The sequence below is a fragment of the Reyranella sp. genome, from assembly GCF_017305915.1.
GTDB lineage: Bacteria > Pseudomonadota > Alphaproteobacteria > Reyranellales > Reyranellaceae > Reyranella.
Genome location: NZ_JAFKJN010000010.1, coordinates 154,409 through 171,969 on the forward strand (window position 1 = coordinate 154,409; position 17,561 = coordinate 171,969).

Annotated in this window: 18 protein-coding genes; 3 read left to right on the forward strand and 15 right to left on the reverse strand. The window is 68.1% G+C overall.

The window, feature by feature from the left end; all coding sequences use genetic code 11:
- Positions 1 to 10: 10 nt before the first annotated feature.
- From J0J01_RS08520 to J0J01_RS08560, 9 genes are all read right to left on the reverse strand, one after another.
- Positions 11 to 958 (reverse strand): ABC transporter permease, encoded by a 948-nt coding sequence (locus J0J01_RS08520; RefSeq protein ID WP_296379838.1) that lies wholly within the window; start codon positions 956 to 958, stop codon positions 11 to 13.
- A 90-nt stretch (positions 959 to 1,048) separates the two neighbouring features.
- Complete coding sequence (locus J0J01_RS08525; RefSeq protein WP_296379839.1) at positions 1,049 to 2,539, reverse strand: ABC transporter substrate-binding protein; 1,491 nt, start codon at positions 2,537 to 2,539, stop codon at positions 1,049 to 1,051.
- Between the two features lie 30 nt (positions 2,540 to 2,569).
- Positions 2,570 to 3,595 carry a P1 family peptidase gene (locus J0J01_RS08530; RefSeq protein ID WP_296379840.1) on the reverse strand — a complete coding sequence of 342 codons (1,026 nt, stop codon included), beginning with the start codon at positions 3,593 to 3,595 and terminating at the stop codon, positions 2,570 to 2,572.
- A gap of 20 nt (positions 3,596 to 3,615) precedes the next feature.
- Positions 3,616 to 4,806 (reverse strand): class I SAM-dependent rRNA methyltransferase, encoded by a 1,191-nt coding sequence (locus tag J0J01_RS08535; RefSeq protein ID WP_296379841.1) that lies wholly within the window; start codon positions 4,804 to 4,806, stop codon positions 3,616 to 3,618.
- Positions 4,807 to 5,323: 517 nt separating this feature from the next.
- Positions 5,324 to 6,928, reverse strand: coding sequence for a gamma-glutamyltransferase (ggt, locus tag J0J01_RS08540; protein WP_296379842.1), 1,605 nt, complete (start codon positions 6,926 to 6,928; stop codon positions 5,324 to 5,326).
- Positions 6,925 to 7,725, reverse strand: a complete 801-nt coding sequence (locus J0J01_RS08545) for a methyltransferase domain-containing protein (RefSeq protein ID WP_296379843.1) — start codon at positions 7,723 to 7,725, stop codon at positions 6,925 to 6,927. Before J0J01_RS08545 ends, ggt begins: the two co-directional genes overlap by 4 nt.
- Positions 7,726 to 7,727: 2 nt before the next feature.
- Positions 7,728 to 8,126 carry a carboxymuconolactone decarboxylase family protein gene (locus J0J01_RS08550; RefSeq protein ID WP_296379844.1) on the reverse strand — a complete coding sequence of 133 codons (399 nt, stop codon included), beginning with the start codon at positions 8,124 to 8,126 and terminating at the stop codon, positions 7,728 to 7,730.
- A 74-nt stretch (positions 8,127 to 8,200) separates the two neighbouring features.
- Positions 8,201 to 8,926, reverse strand: coding sequence for an acetoacetyl-CoA reductase (gene phbB / locus J0J01_RS08555; protein ID WP_296379845.1), 726 nt, complete (start codon positions 8,924 to 8,926; stop codon positions 8,201 to 8,203).
- Positions 8,927 to 9,009: 83 nt separating this feature from the next.
- On the reverse strand, positions 9,010 to 10,236 hold the full coding sequence (locus J0J01_RS08560; protein WP_296379846.1) for an MFS transporter: 1,227 nt from the start codon (positions 10,234 to 10,236) through the stop codon (positions 9,010 to 9,012).
- An 89-nt stretch (positions 10,237 to 10,325) separates the two neighbouring features.
- On the opposite strand from J0J01_RS08560, the gene J0J01_RS08565 reads away from it, so the two are divergent.
- Positions 10,326 to 10,799 carry a nuclear transport factor 2 family protein gene (locus J0J01_RS08565; RefSeq protein WP_296379847.1) on the forward strand — a complete coding sequence of 158 codons (474 nt, stop codon included), beginning with the start codon at positions 10,326 to 10,328 and terminating at the stop codon, positions 10,797 to 10,799.
- A 111-nt stretch (positions 10,800 to 10,910) separates the two neighbouring features.
- Here J0J01_RS08565 and J0J01_RS08570 read toward each other — a convergent pair whose 3' ends face one another.
- Genes J0J01_RS08570 through J0J01_RS08590 form a run of 5 tightly spaced genes read right to left on the reverse strand, consistent with a single transcriptional unit; the run spans position 10,911 to position 15,618 of the window.
- On the reverse strand, positions 10,911 to 12,092 hold the full coding sequence (locus J0J01_RS08570; RefSeq protein WP_296379848.1) for an acetyl-CoA C-acetyltransferase: 1,182 nt from the start codon (positions 12,090 to 12,092) through the stop codon (positions 10,911 to 10,913).
- Between the two features lie 36 nt (positions 12,093 to 12,128).
- A complete protein-coding gene (locus J0J01_RS08575) occupies positions 12,129 to 13,280 on the reverse strand; it encodes an acyltransferase family protein (RefSeq protein WP_296379849.1) in 1,152 nt (383 codons plus the stop codon).
- A 43-nt stretch (positions 13,281 to 13,323) separates the two neighbouring features.
- Positions 13,324 to 14,178, reverse strand: a complete 855-nt coding sequence (locus J0J01_RS08580; protein ID WP_296379850.1) for a LytTR family DNA-binding domain-containing protein — start codon at positions 14,176 to 14,178, stop codon at positions 13,324 to 13,326.
- Positions 14,178 to 15,368, reverse strand: coding sequence for an alpha/beta fold hydrolase (locus tag J0J01_RS08585; protein ID WP_365736426.1), 1,191 nt, complete (start codon positions 15,366 to 15,368; stop codon positions 14,178 to 14,180). Before J0J01_RS08585 ends, J0J01_RS08580 begins: the two co-directional genes overlap by 1 nt.
- A complete protein-coding gene (locus J0J01_RS08590; protein ID WP_296379851.1) occupies positions 15,286 to 15,618 on the reverse strand; it encodes a hypothetical protein in 333 nt (110 codons plus the stop codon). The genes J0J01_RS08585 and J0J01_RS08590 overlap by 83 nt, the downstream gene beginning before the upstream one ends.
- Before the next feature lie 117 nt (positions 15,619 to 15,735).
- Between J0J01_RS08590 and phaR the strand changes: the two genes are divergently transcribed.
- Positions 15,736 to 16,401 carry a polyhydroxyalkanoate synthesis repressor PhaR gene (phaR, locus tag J0J01_RS08595; RefSeq protein ID WP_296379852.1) on the forward strand — a complete coding sequence of 222 codons (666 nt, stop codon included), beginning with the start codon at positions 15,736 to 15,738 and terminating at the stop codon, positions 16,399 to 16,401.
- 3 nt (positions 16,402 to 16,404) lie between these two features.
- Positions 16,405 to 16,602 carry a DUF1289 domain-containing protein gene (locus J0J01_RS08600; protein WP_296379853.1) on the forward strand — a complete coding sequence of 66 codons (198 nt, stop codon included), beginning with the start codon at positions 16,405 to 16,407 and terminating at the stop codon, positions 16,600 to 16,602.
- 112 nt (positions 16,603 to 16,714) lie between these two features.
- Here J0J01_RS08600 and J0J01_RS08605 read toward each other — a convergent pair whose 3' ends face one another.
- Positions 16,715 to 17,524, reverse strand: coding sequence for an enoyl-CoA hydratase/isomerase family protein (locus tag J0J01_RS08605; protein ID WP_296379854.1), 810 nt, complete (start codon positions 17,522 to 17,524; stop codon positions 16,715 to 16,717).
- Positions 17,525 to 17,561 lie beyond the last annotated feature (37 nt).

Sequence of the window (17,561 nt, forward strand, 5' to 3'; positions counted from 1 at the left end):
GCCGCCACGCTCATGACGCCACCCGGGGCCGCGGGTCGAGCACCACGTAGGCGAGATCGACCAAGAGGTTCACGACCAGCACCAGGATGGTGAACAGGATCACCACGTTCTTGATCACGATCAGGTCGCGGTTGTTGATCGAGTCGTACACGAGCTGCCCCACGCCGGGCAGGCGGAAGACGCTTTCGATGATCACTGCGCCCGCGATCAGGAAGCCCGCGATCAGCCCGGCCACCGTCGTCACCGGGATCAGCGCATTGCGCAGCGCATGCCGGAACAGGACGGTGCTCTCCGGCGCACCCTTGGCGCGCGCGGTGCGGACATAGTCCTCGCGCAACGTGTCGAGCATGGCCGAGCGCGTGACGCGGGTGAGGATCGCGATCTCGCCCAGCGACAGTGACAGCGCCGGCAGGACCAGGGCGTAGATCGAGCCCGCGGGGTCCTGGCGCCAGCCGGGGAAGCCGCCGGCCGGGAAGATCCGCCAGGTCACGGCGAAGGCCAGCACCAGCACGATGCCGAACCAGAAATTGGGAATCGAGATGCCGATCTGAGTGAAGCCCATGACGCCCCAATCGCCGGCGGTGCCGTGCGTCCAGGCGGCGAACACGCCAAGCGGGATGGCGACCAGCAGCGCCCAGGAGAGCGCCAGCGCGCCGAGCGGCAAGGTCACCGCCAGCCTGTCGCCGATCAGCCTGGCGACCGACGTGCCGTAGGCGTGGCTGTTGCCGAGATCGAAGCTCAGCAGCCCGCCGATCCAGTGCAGGTAGCGCACCGTCAGCGGCTGGTCGAAACCGTACTGCGCGCGCACGGCCGCCAGTGTGTCGGGCCGCGCGTCGGTGCCCAGCATCACCAGCGCCGGATCGCCCGGCAGCACCTCGACGACGGCGAAGACGACGACCGTCGCCAGCACCAGCGTGACCAGGGCGGCGGCGAGGCGGCGGGAGAGGAAGTCGAGCATCAGAGTGTCATCCCGAGCGAAGCGAGGGATCTATGCGGATCCGCATAGATCCCTCGCTTCGCTCGGGATGACAGCTTGCCGGGATGGCGGCTACTTCCAATGCACACCCGAGAAATCGGCCGAAGGAGACGGATCGTTCTCCCACATGCCGGCCAGCTCCTTCTTCCAGACGCCGATCTTGGCGAGCTGGTAGAGAAAGCCGTTCACGGCGTCGCGCGCGATGATGCGCTGGCAATCCTTCAGGAGCTCGTCGCGCTTGGTGAAGTCGGTGGCCGCCACCACCTCGCGCCACCTGGCCTTGAACGTCGCCGAATCGTAGTTCCAGTAGTAGCCGTCGCGGGCATAGCGATCGAGGTCGTTAGCCTCGGTATGGGCTACCACCGTGAGATCGTAGTTCTTCTCCTTGAACACCTCGGAGAGCCACTGCGGCCATTGGAGCTGGGTGATCGACACCTTGATGCCGATCTTGCCGAGCTGGCTCACCAGCACCTCGCCGGCGCGCTGCGCGTAGCCGACCGGCGGCAGCTTCAGGGTGGCCTCGAAGCCGTTGGGATAGCCCGCTTCGGCGAGCAGCGCCTTGCCCTTGGCGATGTCGAAGGGATAGGTCTTCGTAAGGTCGATATAGGCTTTGTTGTGCGGCGGGAAATGGCTGCCGATCGGCGTGCCGAAGCCCGATTCGGCGTCGATCAGCTCGGCGCGGTTGAGGGCATGGGCCATCGCCTGGCGCACCTTGAGATTGTCGAACGGCTTCTTGCCGTTGTTGGTCGCCATGATGACCTCGCCCTCGGTCGTGCCGACGACCACGGCGAAGCGGTTGTCCTTCTTCAGGCGGTCGACCAGCTCGGGCGCCTGGAATCCCGGGAAGGTGTCGACGTCGCCGGCCAGCAGCGCGCTCACCTGCGCCGACGGATCCTTCACGACCTTGAACACGATGGTCTTGAGCTTGATGTCGCCGAGGTCGCGGTAGCCGGCGAAGCGCTCGATGGCGATCGAATCGCCTTCCTTGCGCTCCTTGAAGGCGAACGGCCCGGTGCCGACCGGCTTCTTGTCGTTGGTCGCGGCCGACTTGGGATGCATGATGCCGGCGTCGCCCAGCGACAGGTTGTAGAGCAGGTAGGAGTTGGGCGACTTCAGCGTGACCTTGACGGTCGTCGGATCGACCGCCTCGACCTTCTCGATGTCGGTGTAGAGCGACTTCGCCGGCACCGTCGAATCGGCGGCGAACAGCCGGTCGACCGAGAACTTCACGACCGCGGCGTCGAGCGCCTCACCGTCATGGAACTTCACGCCGGAGCGCAGCTTGAAGACGTACTCCTTGCCATCCTCGGAGATCTTCCAGCTTTCGGCCAGGCCCGGCTTGATCTCGCCGTTGCGGTCGATGCGGCCCAGGCTCTCGAAGATCGAGGGACAGGCGATGCTGCGGATCGCCGCCGCCGCGTTCTTGGTTGGATCCAACACCGGCGGCTCGAGCGACATGCCGATCACCAGCCGGTCCTTGGCCTGCGCCCAGGCCTCGGGGCCGAGCGCCGGCAGCAGCGCGAACGCGCCAACGCCCATCAGATGGCGGCGTGAAATGCTCAAGGGACCCTCCTCAGTCGTGGCCGCAGCTTATCAGCGGCCGAACACGTCCCGCCAGCCGCGCGCGGCACCCAGCGAGGCCGCGCGATAGACGCCGCGCGCCACCGCGCGGGCGAGGCAATCCGCAGCCAACGTGCCGAGCTCGCCCAGGGCCAACGGATCCTTGCCGAGATCGTGCATACCGGTGGCGACGGCGAACACTGTGTCGCCGTCCTGCGGCGTGTGCACCGGGCGGATCGAGCGGGCGAGCCCATCCTGCGCCATCATCGCCAGCCGCTGGGCCGCCCCCTTGTCGAGCCGAGCGTTGGTCGCCACCACCGCGATGGTGGTGTTGGCGCGCGGATCGCTGCGCGCCTGGTCGGCCAAATCGTGCGTGACGTCGGCGCGGTTGTGCGAAACATCGAGCGCCACTTTTCGGTTGGGCGGGGGCAGGCCGCCGAACTCATCGCCCTGCTCGAGCGCCCAGGCCCAGAACTGCGGCAGGCCGGCCATGGTCGTGTAGCCGCGCGCATTCACCGCCACCAGCGCGCCGACCTGCAGGCCGGTGCTCGGATCGACCGCCGAGGCCGAGCCCAGCCCGCCCTTGAGATCGCCCGCCTTGGCACCCATGCCCGCACCGGCATTGCCCAGCGCGAAATCGCGCGCGGCAGCGCCGGTCGCCTGGTAAGCGAGCTCGCGATAGGGCGGCCAGTCCCAGCCCTTGTCGCCACCGTTCAGCAGGTCGAACAGGATCGCGGTCGGCACGATCGGCACCACCACGCCGCCAACCGCGACGCCGCGGCCGTGCTCGCGCAGCCAGCGCATGGTGCCGTCGCCGGCGCTGAGCCCGAAGGCCGAGCCGCCGCTCAAGCAGATCGCATCGACGCGATCGACCGTGCAGGCGGGATCGAGCAGGTCGGTCTCGCGGGTGCCGGGCGCGCCGCCGCGGACATCGACCGAGGCGACGAACGGCCGCTCGCCCAGCACGACGCTGACGCCCGAGCGCAGGCGCGCATCGTCGGCATTGCCGACCAGCAGGCCGTCGACATCGGTGATCAGGTTGCGCGGGCCGGGTTTCATGTCAATCGCGTTGCATGTTGTCAGTCGAGCTGGAGCGTCAGCGCCTTGAGGTAGGCCGTCTCCGGCAGGTTGGGATGCACCGGATGATCGAGCGCCGCGCCGGAGCTGCGCAGGATGCGGCCGGTGCGCTCGGCGTCGCGCAGGCCGCGCTTCACCTGGTCGGCGAAGACCGGCGGATCGACCAGATGCGAGCACGACGCCACGAACAAGAAGCCGCCGCGCGCCACCAGCGGAGCCGCCAGCCGCACCAGCTTGCGATAGCCCTGCGCGCCGGTCTTGAGATCCTTGCGGCTCTTCACGAAGGCCGGCGGGTCGCAGATCACGACATCGAACTTGCGCGCATGCGTGCCGCCCAGCTTCTCCAGCGCCTCGAAGGCCTCGGCCTTGTCGAACGACACGACCTTGTCGACGCCGTTCAGCTTGGCCGCCTGCTTGGCCGCATCGAGCGCTGCCGCCGAGCGGTCGATGCAGGTGACCGCCTTCGCCCCTTCCTTCGCCGCAAGAACGCCGAAGCCGCCGCTATAGCTGTAGACGTCGAGCACGGTCGCGTCCCTGGCCAGTCCCGCCATGAAGCGGCGATTGTCGCGCTGGTCGTAGAACCAGCCGGTCTTCTGCCCCTCCGACAGGTCGGCGACGAACTTCGCGCCGTTCTCGATCAGCTCGATCGGCTCGCCATTGCCCTTGGCGACGGTGACCTCGCGTTTCAGCCCCTCGAGCTCGCGCACCGGCGAATCGTTCTTGAGCACGATGGTCTTGGGCGACAGCTCGGCCTCGAGCGCCTCCAGCAGCACCGGCGTCAGAGCATCCATGCCGGCCGAATTGAGCTGCACCACCAGCGCGTCTCCGAAGCGGTCGACGATCACGCCCGGCAGGCCGTCGGCCTCGGCATGGATCAGCCGGTAGTACGGCACGCCGATCAGCCGGTCGCGCAGCGCCGCCGCATTGGCGATGCGCCGGCCGAGGAACAGCGCATCGACGGTCGCCTCGGGATTGGTGGTCAAAAGCCGCGCGGCGATCAGTGAATGCGGGTTGAAGGTGACGAGGCCCAGCGCCTCTCCGCTCGGGGCGCGCAAATAGGCGAGCGAGCCGGGCGGGATCGCCTTGGTCTCGGCGTCCATCAGGATCTCGTTGGAAAATGCCCACGGATGCCCAGCCCGCACCCGGCGGTCCTCGCCGGAGCGCAGCAGGACGCTCGGCAGCTTCTTGGCCACGGCTACTCTACCCTTCGCAGATAAGGCGTCTTTTCATTGTCCCGTCTCACGGAAATTTCTCCAGCTGTTTTGTCTGACTGAGGGGCGATGGCACATATCATCATCGCGCGCCCAACACCTAAGGCTTGTCCATTTCCGACCATTTTCGACCATTTATCTCCATTTTCACCGTTTTCGTGCGGTGCAGGAAATGGCGACATCGATCAGGCGCGATGCCACCGCGGACTCCGGCACACGGATTTCTGAATCGAACATGAAAGCTCCCGTCTGCATGGAGGCAGGCAACATAACCGCACCGACGCGCTGAACCTATTAGGGGCAATGGCCCGGCGAAAAAGCCGCCATTTCCGGGCCTCGAATCGCGTTCCATTGCCCAGAATGAGAGTGCTGGGAGGCGGCATGCCGTGCCGCTCATGCGCGATTATCGCGCAGTGCTCAGGAACCTCATCAACGGCGGCGGCGCATTTTCTTTCGCCACAAAAGAAAAAGAGAGGCACGGAGTGCCGCGCTTCGCGCCCTACTCGCCTTTGGCGACGCCGTCGCGCCGCGGATCGGCGCCGCCTTCCCAGCCATCGCCCCCTGGCCTCGTGACCCGGCGGATGGCGGTCAGACCGCCTTCATGCCGGCGGACTTGTACTTGATGGCCGAGCTTGCGCAAGGCGTCCGCCTGGGCGGGCAGGTCGCCCTTGTCCTCGAGCTCGGTCGGGCCGTTCATGTTGGCGACCCGCGGCAGGTCGAGCGCGGCCTGGGGGCCGAGGTTCCAGTCGAGCATGGCGATCAGCGCCTGGAAGGTGTCGCCGATGATGCGCTGGCCGCCGGCCGAGCCGACCGACAGCACCAGCTTGCGGTCCTGGTCGAGCACGAAGGTCGGCGACATCGACGAGCGCGGCCGCTTGCCGGGCTCCACCCGATTGGCGACCGGCTTCCCATTGCGCTCGGGCACCGGCGAGAAATCGGTCAGCTCGTTGTTGAGGATGAAGCCACCCGCCATCATGTGCGCGCCGAACGGTCCCTCGACGGTGGTGGTGAAGGCGACCGCGTTGCCGGCGCGGTCGACGATGGTCATGTGGCTGGTGCCGTGCTCGACATAGCCCGGATCGACCGGCTCATGGCCGCCCATGCTGCGGTCCTCGGAGATCAGCTTGCGCCGTTCGGCAATGTAGCCGGGCGAGACGAGCTGCTTGGTTGGGACCGCCGTGAAGGCCGGGTCGGCGACGTACCGCGCGCGATCGGCGAAGGCGAGCCGCCCGGCCTCGGCGATGAGGTGCAGGGAACGCAGGTTGTTGGGCCTGTCCTGGCGCAGGTCGAACGGCTCGAGCAGGCCCAGCATCTGCAGCATCGCGATGCCGCCCGACGAGGGCGGCGGCATGCCGCAGACGATCCAGACGCGATACGGCCCGCACAACGCCTCCCGCTTGATCGGCTTGTACGCCGCGAGGTCGCTCACCGCGAGCGTGCCCGGCCGCACATTGCCGCGGACATGCGCTGCCATCTCCTCGGCGATCGGTCCTTCCTGCAACACCTGCGATCCTTCCGACGCGATGCGCTGCATCGTGTCGGCCAGCGCCGGGTTGGCGACCGTATTGTCGGGCCCGATCGAGAACATCGCCCGCATGGCCGGCGATCGCTCGAACGAGAGGGCGAGCCGCGGCGGCATGGGGAAGCCCTTGCGCGCAGTGGCGATCGACGTCGTGAACAGATCGGCCCACGGCAGCTTGCCGTGCTCCTTGTGCGTCATCTCGAGCAACGCGACGGCGCCGGGCACGCCGACCGACAGGCCCGAGGCCTGCGCCTCGGGATAGGGCAGCGGGCGGCCGTCGCGCAGGAACATCGTCGCCGTGGCGCCGGCCGGCGCGGTCTCGCGGCCGTCGTAGACCGTGATGCCGCGCGTCTCGGCGTCGTAGTAGAGCAGGAAGCCGCCGCCGCCGACGCCCGAGGCCTGCGGCTCGACCACGCCCAGCATCATCTGCACCGCCACCGCGGCATCGACCGCCGTGCCGCCGCGGCGCAGCGCGTCGAGACCGACTTCGACCGCCAGCGGGTGAGCCGCGGCGACCATCTGTTGCGGTTCCGCGTGCGCAAGCGCCGGCAAGAGCAGGGCGAGCGCGAGCAGCCGCTTCATGCGCGGCGGACCACGATGAACAGGCGGCGGAACGGGAACAGGGTGATGCCGTCGGCGCGTGTCGGATAGGCTTTGGCGATCAGCGCCGCGTAGGTGTCGTAGAACTGTGTGCGCTCCGGCTCCTGCAGCGCTTCGAGGAACGGGCGCAGGCCGGTGCTCGCGGTGTACTGCGCCACCGGACCCTTGCCGGTCAGCGCCTGCTGGTAGATCGTCTCCCAGACTTCGAGGTCCGACGAGAGCGGCTTCAGCACGTCGAAATAGCGCGACGGCTCCTCGACCCGCGCAATGCCGCCGATGCCCTTGAGCTTGTCGGCCCACGGGCCGGATCGCGCGGCCTCGTGCATCAGCGCGTGGCTCGGCGCCTCATGATTGCGCGGCATCTGGATCGCGAGCTGGCCGCCCGGGGGCAGCAGCTTGATCAGGCCGGGGAACATGTCGATATGGCCGGGCAGCCACTGGTAGGCGGCATTGCTGTAGAGGATCGCGGGCGGCGCATCGGGCTTGAACTGCGCGAGGTCGCCTTTGGCGAACGTCACGCGCGGATCGGCGGTCTGGCTGCGCGCCTTCGCCAGCATCTGCTCGGAGGAATCGATGCCGACCACCGGCGCGCCGGGGAAGCGCTCGCCGAGGATGCGGCTGATGTTGCCGGCGCCGCAGCCGAGATCGTAGATCGCGTGGCCCGCTCGCGCGGCGTTGGCCGGATCGAGCCGGCCCATCAGGTCGAGCGCCGGCCGCATGCGGGCGTCGGCGAACTTGAGGTAGAGGTTGGCATCCCAGACGGTCGAAGCGAGCGCCACGATCAAGCCTCCTCGAACGCCGTGTCGACCGGCACGCGATAGGCCGTGGCGATCTTGTTGCCCTTCAGGGCGGCCAGCACCACTTTCATGAACTCCTCGTGCATCGCGTCGGTCATGCCCTTCCTGCGCGCCATCGTGCCGTGCGAGGCGATGCAATAGTCGCACTGATTGGCGATCGAGACGGCGAGATAAACTAATTCCTTGGTGAGCGGATCGAGGGCGCCCGGTGCGAACGCCTCTTTCATCTCGGCGGCGAACTGCTCCATCACCGGGGGATGGCGCGCCAGCGCCTTCCAGACATTGTTGATGCCAGCGGGATCGATGCCGCGGTTGGCCGCGATCCCCTCGACGACGGCCTTGGCGCGGGGCGCCATGTCCTTGTACTCGATAAGCTTCGACATTGGTGCTCTCCACCCCCTCCCTGCCTCCCTCACGCGGATTCCGCGTGGGGAGGTGGCCCGAAGGGCCGGAGGGGTCAGTACATGTGCTGGCCGCCGTTGATCGACAGCGTCGAGCCGGTGATGAAGCCGGCATCGTCGGCGATCAGGAACAGCACGCCGCGGGCGATCTCGTCGGCCTTGCCGAGCCGGCCGACCGGGATCTTGGCGACGATCTTCTCCAGCACCTGCGCCGGCACTGCCGACACCATGTCGGTGTCGGTGTAGCCCGGCGCGATGGCGTTGACGGTGATGCCCTTGGCCGCGCCTTCCTGCGCCAGCGCCTTGGTGAAGCCGTGGATGCCCGACTTGGCGGCGGCGTAGTTGACCTGGCCGTACTGGCCGCCCTGGCCGTTGATCGAGCCGATATTGACGATGCGGCCGAAGCCGCGGGTGTTCATGCCGTCCCACACCGCCTTGCTGACGTTGAAGCAGGAGCCGAGGTTGGTATCGATCACCGCCTGCCACATCGCGCGGTCGAGCCGGCGCATGGTCGAATCCCGGGTGATGCCGGCGTTGTTCACGACGATGTCGATCGGTCCGAGCTCACCCTCGATCTTGGCGATCGCCGCCTTGACCGCGTCGAAGTCGGAGACGTCGAACCTGTAGACCGGGATGCCGGTCTCCTCTTTGAAGGCCGCGGCGGCCACGTCGTTGCCGGCGTAGTTGGCGGCCACCTGGTAACCGCGCAGCTTCAGCATCTTGGATATGGCGGCGCCGATCCCGCGCGTGCCGCCGGTCACCAATGCAACTCGTCCTGCCATGTGAGCCTCCCTGACTGCTTGGGAGACCAGCTTAGTTACCCCCACCCCTGGGGATCAACACGATGTGGAACGCGGGGACGGCCTCAGTCGCTGGCCATCTCCGGCTGGCGCGCCAGGCTGACAGCTCGTGACAGCAGGATGACGAACATCTGCAGGCCGAAGCCCACGACGGCGGCGTACAGGCAGGCCTCGGCGCCCCACACCCCGCCGATCAGCGCGCCCAGACCGGCGCCGAGCGGGCGCGCGGCATAGGCGAGGATGTTGATGGCGCTGACCCGGCCGAGCAGCCGCGGCGGCGTCACCGACTGGCGCAGCGTGGTCGTGCTGATCACCCACAGGATCGGGCCCGCCCCCAGCAGGAAGAAGCCGAGGCCGGCGAGGATCGGCATCGGGAACACCGAGGTGAGCGCGATCACCGCCGAGGCGACGAATCCCGTCACCGGTCCCAGCCCGATCACCGTGCCGAACGGCAGCCAGCGCATGACGCGGGTGGCGGCGAGCGCGCCGACCAGCATGCCGACGCCGTACATCGCGAGCGTCGTGCCGACGCCGCTGGCCGACAGGCCGAGATGGTGCACGGCATAGGGCACGAACACGGCGAGGATCACGAACCACGCGGTGTTGAAGATGAACTGGGTGAAGAAGACCGGCCGCAGCAGGTCGTGGCGGAAGACGAAGGCCAGGCCTTCGCGGATCTCCTGCAGCGGATGACGGCGACGGCTGGTGTCGCGCGCCGGCTCCTTGAGCCGCGCCAGCAGCACGACCGCGACCACCGACAGTGCCGCGGCGATGCCGAAGGCCGGACCGGCACCGCTCCAGCCGACCAGCAGGCCGCCCAGCGCGGGCCCCGCGACGAAAGCCGCGGTGCGCGCGAGCTCGATGCGCGCGTTGGCGGCGGGCAGCGCCGCGGGCGCGACCAGCGACGGCACCAGGGCCGGCGCCGCGACGCTGTAGACGACGGTGCCGCAGACCGCGACGAAGCCCAGGAAGCCGAGCAGCGGCAGGGTGATCCAGCCAGCGACGATCAGCACGAGGGTCACCAGCAACGCCATCGCGCGCAGCGCCTCGGCGCCGGCCATCAATACGCGGCGCGACAAACGGTCGGCCAGCAGGCCGGCGGGAATCGCGAACAGCACGAACGGCAGGGTCAATGCGGTCTGCAGCAGGCCGGTCTCGGCCTCGCCGGCGCCCAGCAGCAGCACGGCGACGATCGGCGCGGCGGCGAGCGCGATCTGCTCGGCCGACTGCGCGGCCAGATTGGACCAGGCGAGGCGATTGAAGGTCGGGGGCAGCTTTTGGTGTTCGGTCATCGGGGGTTCCTGAACGTTGGGCCGGGAACCTAGGAAGTCCGATCCGGACGTTCTATCCGCGCCCGGCCGCGCATTGCTACGATCGCCCCGTGACCGACACCCCGCGTCCGCCGCTGCCGCCCTTCACCGCGGAGACCGCCGCGCAGAAGGCGCGCGCCGCCGAGGATGCCTGGAACAGCCGCGATCCGGCGAAGGTGGCACTCGCCTACACATCCTACAGCGTGTGGCGCAATCGCGCCGAGTTCTTCCACGGCCGCGAGGCGATCCAGGCGTTCCTGACCCGCAAATGGGCGAAGGAGCTCGACTACCGGCTGATCAAGGAGCTGTGGGCCTTCGCCGGCAACCGCATCGCCGTGCGCTTCGCCTACGAATGGCACGACGATTCGGGCAACTGGTTCCGCGCCTACGGCAACGAGAACTGGGAATTCGCCGACAACGGCCTGATGCGCCGCCGCATCGCCTCGATCAACGACCTGCCGATCGCCGCGGCCGACCGCAAGTTCCGCTGGCCGCTGGGCGCGCGGCCAGAGGAACATCCGGGGCTTAGCGATTTAGGTCTTTAGCCGTTCTTGTCTTTTTCTGCACGGCGTGGGTGGGCGTTTTCGCGCAAAGCGCGAAAAGCGCCGACTCGCACATGTGAATGCGCTGCCGCCCACCGGCGCATCGGAATGCGCCTAATCCCGCTGGACGCACATGGCGATGCCCATGCCACCGCCGATGCACAGCGTCGCCAGGCCCTTCTTGGCGTCGCGCTTCTGCATCTCGAACAGCAAGGTGGTGAGCACGCGCGCGCCCGAGGCGCCGATCGGATGGCCGAGCGCGATCGCGCCGCCATTGACGTTGAGCTTATCGGGATCGAGGCCGAGCTGCTTGCCGACCGCGACCGCCTGCGCCGCGAACGCCTCGTTGGCCTCGACCAGATCGAGGTCCTTGACCGTCCAGCCGGCCTTCTTGAGCGCCGCCTGCGAGGCGGTGACCGGACCGATGCCCATGATCGCCGGATCGACGCCGGTGGTCGCCCACGACACGATCCTGGCGAGCGGCTTGATGCCGCGCTTCTTGGCTTCGTCGGCGGTCATCAGCACCATCGCCGCGGCGCCGTCATTGATGCCCGAGGCGTTGCCGGCGGTGACCGAGCCGCCTTCCTTGGTGAAGGCGGGCCGGAGCTTGGCCAGCGTCTCGACCGTGGTGCCGTGGCGCGGGAACTCGTCGGTGTCGACCACGACGTCGCCCTTGCGAGTCTTGATGGTGACCGGGACGATCTCATCCTTGAAGCGGCCGCTCTTCTGCGCCGCCTCGGCCTTGTTCTGCGACGAGGCGGCGAAGGCGTCCTGCTCGGCGCGGGTGATCTGGTACTTCTGCGCCACATTCTCGGCGGTGTTGCCCATGTGGTAGCCGTGGAAGGCGTCCCACAGCCCGTCCTTGAGCATGGTGTCGAGCATCTTGAACTCGCCCATCTTGGTGCCGTCGCGCATGTGCGCGGCGTGCGGCGCCTGGCTCATGCTCTCCTGGCCGCCGACCACCATGATGTTGGCGTCGCCGTTGCGGATCGCCTGCCAGCCGAAGGCGACGGCGCGCAGGCCCGAGCCGCAGAGCTGGTTGATGCCGAGCGCGGTCTTGTCGACCGGGATGCCGGCATTGACCGCCGCCTGGCGCGCCGGGTTCTGGCCCTGCGCCGCGGTCAGGATCTGGCCCATGATGACTTCGTCGACTTCCTCGGGCTTGACCTTGGCCCGGTCGAGCGCGCCCTGGATCGCGACCTTGCCGAGGTCATGGGCGGGGACGCTGCCCAAGGCGCCGTTGAAGGAGCCGATGGCGGTGCGCGCCGCACTGGCGATGACGATTTCGGTAGTCATGAGATTCTCCTCTAGGCAGCCGCCCTGTGGGCGATTTTATAGGGCCGCCGGCGAGCCGGGCAAGGCTGCGGCGCGCGGCACCAAGGGCTTCATGCCGAACAGCGGCCGCACCCACGGCCAGGGCCGCACGCCCCATGCGTAGATCATCCAGGTAACGCCGAACGTCGCCAGCACGGTCAGCAGATAGCCGGGCAACGCCGGCACGTGGAAGACCAGCAGCCCGTAGACCGCGGCGACCGTGACGGTCTGATGAAGCATGTAGAAGGGATAGAGCGCCTCGGTCGCCTGCACGAGAAACGGCGGCCGCCGCGTCAGGTAGCGACTGCCCAGCCCGATGAAGGCGAACAGCCAGACGATCATGTTGAGCGCCAGCAAGGGTGCATAGACCGGCAGGCCGAACAGGCGCACGTGCTCATTGGGCATCCTGTGGAAGATCACGACGTCGAGCGCCGTGAAGGTCGCGCAGCCCACCGCCACCGCCAGCCAGCACTGGCGCCGCAGCAGCGCCAGTATCGGCGGCGTGTTGAACACGAAGTCGCCGTAGAGCATCAGCAGCGCGGCCAGCGAGAGGCCATACCAGTCGCCGATCAGGTACTGGGCATTGCGCGAGATCGGGCCCAATACCAGCATCGCGACCGCCAGCGGCGCGGCCATCAGCCAGTGCATCTGCGTCCTCGCCATCGTCCGCGCGAGCCAGTCCTGGGCCGCGCGGCCCGCCGGCGTGCGCATTGCCAGGAAGAGCGGCAGCAGCACGAAGCTCAGCACCAGGATGTAGCCGATGAACCACAGATGGACCCAGGCGAGGTTGCCGCGGTCATAGGCATGCGGCAGCCATTGCAGGAAGGAGCCGGCGAACTGGCCGTTGTACCGGCGCTCCAGGTAGATCTGCGGCGGCACGATCACGAGGACGCCGAAGACCAGCGGCAGCGCCAGGCGGCGCAGGCGGTCGATCATGAACCCGACCGCGCCGTGGCTGGCGAGCGACAGCCCGATTGCGCCGCCGGCGATCATGTAGATCATCGGGATGCGCCAGCGGTTGGTGAACCGCATGATCTCGGCGAGCCAGGGCAGCGTGTCGGTGCTGTTGAGATGCCAGCCCCAGCCGCTCCACGCGAAGGCGGCGTGGTAGAGGATCAGCAGGCCAAACGCGGCGACGCGCAGCCAATCCAGATCGGCACGACGATCCATCACCCCGCCCCCCGCGAGGCCCGGCGTCATTTCCTTACACCCCTCAACTCCGAACGGTGACCAAGGCCTCGAAGCGCTGTCGATAGCGCCGACTCAGGTTTACCTCTGCGCCGTCGTGAAGGCGAATGCGCCAATCGCCGCTCACCCACGGTGTCACTTCCGCGACGCGCGCGATGTTCACAAGGTGTGACTTGTGGACCCGCACGAACCGCTTGGGATCGAGCTCGCTCTCCAGGCGGCTGAGCGACGAGCGGATCTCGAAGGTGTCGCCGCCGACATGCAGGATGGCGTAGTTGCCCGAGGCCTCGATCCAGTCGATGTCGGCGACCTCGACCAGGATCTCGCTGCCGCCGCGCTTGCGCACGGCGAAGCGCTCGGGCGTCGCCACAGGCGCAGGCTCGGGCACAGCTACGGTCGCCGGCGTCTTGCGCAGCAGATAGTTCAGCGCGACCACGCCGGTGGTCAGCATGAGATAGGTCACGAGATCCTTGGCGAATTCGTACTGCAGGCGATCCAGCGTGAGCGGGAAGCTGTAGGACACGCCGACGATGGCATTGAACCAAAGCAGCCGGAGCGCCGCCATGCCGCCAGTATGCAGCAGGCTGAACGGCACCACCGCCGCGACATGGATCGCGAGGTTGCGGCGGTCGGCGAGCGGCCAGCGGCGATGCAGCCAGTACAGCGCGAACAACAGCGCCATGACCATGAGATGGCTGGTGATCTCGTCGACCAGCACGCGGCCCCAGGTGACGACGTGGCCGCGGCGCGCCTCGTCGCTGACGCCGACATGGGTGCGAGTCGCGATCGAGACGGCGAACAGCACCGCCCAGGTCGCGGGCAGGCGCCAGTCGATGCGCCGCCTGTCCATCGGGCCGTCGTCCATCGGGGCGTCGTCCATCACGGCGCCTTCAGCCAGTCGATCAGCGGCGTCCAGGCTGTTTCGCGGGCGCGACTGCTCACCATCATGCCGATATGGCCGAGCGGCAGGTCGAGACGCGTCGCGTTCTTGAGCCCGCGCCGCGGCTCGGCCAGCGCCGAGGCCGACAGCGGCGGCACGATGCGGTCGCCCGACGGGATCATCACCAGCGCCGGCTTGGCGATCTTCGACGGCACGATGCGCTTGCCGCCGACCACCCATCGGCCGGTCCCGGGCAGGTTGTCGCCGTACCAGCCGATCAGGCAGTCGCGCGCGGTCGGGCCGGCCAGCGGCGCGCCTTCGTTCAGCCAGTCCTCGAGCAGGACGAAGTCGCGTGCCGGCTCGCTCGCCGGGTCCATGCCGAGGAAGCGGCCGAACTTCTTCACCGCCAGCCACGGGTCGAGCGACCAGAACAGGATCTGCAGCATGTCGACCGGAAGCTCGCCGATCTTGTCGGCCATCTCGGCCAGCATCGGGCCCATCGACAGCAGGAAGGCATGGCCGGTCTTGTCAGCGTGGAAATCCCACGGCGCGGCCAGCAGCGCGAGCTTCGCCACCCGGCGCGGCCGGCGCGCGGCCAGCGCCACCGCGAGCGTGCCGCCCATGCAGTAGCCCATCACCATCGGCGCCCGGCGTGCCCGCTTGGCGACGAAGGAAGCGGCCCGTTCCAGGCGCGCCACGTAGGCCGTGAGGTCGAATTTGCGCTCCTCGGCATCCGGCGTACCCCAATCGACCAGGTACGGCCGCAGGCCCTCGGCGGCCATGGCGCGCAGGAGGCTCTTCTCCGCCGTGAGGTCGAGCACCTCCCAGTGGTTGATCAGCGAGGGGATCACCAGCACCGCGCGCGCCTCGCGCTTGCGAGCCGAGGCGTGGGTGCGGCCGTAATCGAGCAGGCGCGTGTTGCCTTCCTGCCAGGCGGCGGGGGGCGTCTCGAGACGGCGCCGCACGGGATGGCGGCGATAGGCCAGCACGCCCTCGGCCAGGCGATCCATGCGCCGGCCGATCTCGCGGTGCAGCGCCTGCTCGAACTGGCCGGCGCCGGCGCGCGCCTCGAGGGCGGCGACTTCCTGCTGCAACCGGGCGACCGCTTCAGGGGCGGTCGCGGCGGGCTTCGAGCTCGGCGACTCGCGCTTCCAGAGCTGCCAGGCGCTTTCGGAGCTCGCCCAGGTCATCAGCGCCGTGCTGAGATGCAGCGGCAGCGGGCGCGGTCCCAGACGCTGTTGCGGCATGAGAAGCTCCTTGGTGGGCCTGCAGCACGGCGGCCATCTGGGCATTCGCGGCGGCGAACAGGCGGGCAATCTGCTCGGTCAGTGCCTGATCCGTGGCGAGGCCCGAGAGCTGGCTCTGCCACAGGTCGAGATAGCGGCGGGCCAGCCGCTCGAAATCGTTCGCGCCGGGGCTGTCGCTTTCTTCCGAGGCCATGACGGCACTATAGCGTACGCCCCCCGGAAGCGCCTTTCGCAAGCGCGGCGCAGCTTGTCGCACTGCGGTATCGGGGTTAAGGTTCAGGTGTTGGGCGGGGGTGAGGAGCGCAGCGTAATGGCCGATCAGCCAACACCGGATGCCGGGCCGAAGCCCGCGCCGGTCGTCATCAAGAAGTATGCGAACCGGCGGCTCTACAACACGGCCACGTCAGCCTACGTCACGCTCGACCACCTGTCGCAGATGGTGAAGGAAAAGACCGACTTCGTGGTCTACGACGCCAAGACCGGCGAGGACATCACGCGCTCGGTGCTGACCCAGATCATCGTCGAGGAGGAGAGCAAGGGCGGCCAGACGCTGCTGCCGATCTCCTTCCTGCGCCAGCTGATCTCGTTCTACGGCGACAGCCTGCAGGGCGTGGTGCCGCAGTATCTCGAGATGTCGATGACTCAGTTCGCGCGCAACCAGGAGCAGATGCGCAGCTACATGCAGAATGCGTTCGGATTCAATCCGTTCCAGCAGTTCGAATCGATGGGCAAGCAGAACATGGCGATGTTCGAGAAGGCCATGCGGATGTTCAATCCGTTCGGTACCGGCCAGAATCCGGGCCAGAATCCGGGCCAGAACGCGCCCGGCCAGGCCCCCACCCAGGCCAACGGCGCCGCGCCCGATCAGGCCAGGCCGGAGCCGGCCGCCGACAAGGACGCCGCGGTCGAAGATCTGCAGCGCAAGCTCAACGAGCTGCAAGGCCAGCTCGCGGAACTCAGCAAGAAGACCAGCTAGCGCATGGCCGACCCGGCGCCTCCGACCTATGCGGCGCGTCGCGTGATGTCGCCGTGCAAGTCGATCTGCATCATGGACACCAAGAGCAACCTGTGCGTCGGCTGCAAGCGCACGATCGACGAGATCGCGCGCTGGCCGATGATGCCCGACGACGAGCGCCGGAAGGTCGTCGATTCGCTGAAGTCGCGAAAGCTGCCGTAGTTGTTGTCGTCCCGAGCGCAGCGAAGGACCTCATGACGCTTCCCCACGGAGGACGCTTGTCTTCGCTTTGCAGGCGCAATGAGGTCCTTCGCTTCGCTCAGGACGACAGAAGTTAGCGCCCCTTGAACGTAGGCCTGCGCTTCTCGCGGAAGGCGGACGTTCCCTCCTTGTAGTCCTCGGTCAGCCCGGTCAGCACGTTCTGGTCGGAGTCCATGTGCGCGGCGAGATCGTCGAGCGCATGGGCGAGGCGATTGACCGACGCCTTGGTCATGCGCACCGGAATCGGCGGCTGTTTGGCGATGCGCTCGGCGAATTCCATCGCCGTCGGCAGGGCCTGGCCGTCCTCGACCACCCGCTCGACCAGGCGCCAGTCGAGCGCCTCGGCCGAGCCGATGCGGTCGGATGCCAGGATCACCGCCTGCTTGGTGCGCGCCGGGCCCATCAGCGCCAGCATGCGCGGGATCGAGCCCCAGCTCATGTTCATGCCGAGCTCGACCTCGGGGATGCGGAAGTGCGCGCTTCGTCCGCAGAAGCGGAAGTCGAGCGACACCACCAGCGCCGCGCCGCCGCCGATGCAATGGCCTTCGATCGCCGCGATCGTCACCTGGTCCATGTCCTGCCAGGCCTTGCACATCCGGGGGCCGAGGCGCTGGCGCTGGATGCGTTCGCCGACCGCAAGCGTGTCGCGCTGGCGACCTTCGGGATCCTTGAGGTCGAAGCCGGCGGAGAAGGCCTTGGCCGAGCCGGTCAGGATCACCACCGAGGTTTCGAGATCGTCCTCGAAGTCGCGCGGGACGTCGCGCAGCTCGCGCATCGCCTGACCGGAGAGCGCGTTGATGTTGTCGCCGCGATCGAAGCGCACGACGGCGATGCGGCCCTGCGGCCCCAGCCCCTTCTCGACCTTGACGAAGCGGCGCTCCATGCGTTCCTCCCGTGTTCCGCCAACCGTAGCGCCTCGG

Coding starts and splice junctions, on each gene's coding strand:
- J0J01_RS08520 (WP_296379838.1), bottom strand. CDS start 958: ATGCTCGACTTCCTCTCCCGCCGCCTCGCCGCCGCCCTGGTCACGCTG.
- J0J01_RS08530 (WP_296379840.1), bottom strand. CDS start 3,595: ATGAAACCCGGCCCGCGCAACCTGATCACCGATGTCGACGGCCTGCTG.
- ggt (WP_296379842.1), bottom strand. CDS start 6,928: ATGAAGCGGCTGCTCGCGCTCGCCCTGCTCTTGCCGGCGCTTGCGCAC.
- J0J01_RS08550 (WP_296379844.1), bottom strand. CDS start 8,126: ATGTCGAAGCTTATCGAGTACAAGGACATGGCGCCCCGCGCCAAGGCC.
- phbB (WP_296379845.1), bottom strand. CDS start 8,926: ATGGCAGGACGAGTTGCATTGGTGACCGGCGGCACGCGCGGGATCGGC.
- J0J01_RS08560 (WP_296379846.1), bottom strand. CDS start 10,236: ATGACCGAACACCAAAAGCTGCCCCCGACCTTCAATCGCCTCGCCTGG.
- J0J01_RS08570 (WP_296379848.1), bottom strand. CDS start 12,092: ATGACTACCGAAATCGTCATCGCCAGTGCGGCGCGCACCGCCATCGGC.
- J0J01_RS08575 (WP_296379849.1), bottom strand. CDS start 13,280: ATGGATCGTCGTGCCGATCTGGATTGGCTGCGCGTCGCCGCGTTTGGC.
- J0J01_RS08580 (WP_296379850.1), bottom strand. CDS start 14,178: ATGGACGACGCCCCGATGGACGACGGCCCGATGGACAGGCGGCGCATC.
- J0J01_RS08585 (WP_365736426.1), bottom strand. CDS start 15,368: ATGACCTGGGCGAGCTCCGAAAGCGCCTGGCAGCTCTGGAAGCGCGAG.
- J0J01_RS08590 (WP_296379851.1), bottom strand. CDS start 15,618: ATGGCCTCGGAAGAAAGCGACAGCCCCGGCGCGAACGATTTCGAGCGG.
- phaR (WP_296379852.1), top strand. CDS start 15,736: ATGGCCGATCAGCCAACACCGGATGCCGGGCCGAAGCCCGCGCCGGTC.
- J0J01_RS08600 (WP_296379853.1), top strand. CDS start 16,405: ATGGCCGACCCGGCGCCTCCGACCTATGCGGCGCGTCGCGTGATGTCG.
- J0J01_RS08605 (WP_296379854.1), bottom strand. CDS start 17,524: ATGGAGCGCCGCTTCGTCAAGGTCGAGAAGGGGCTGGGGCCGCAGGGC.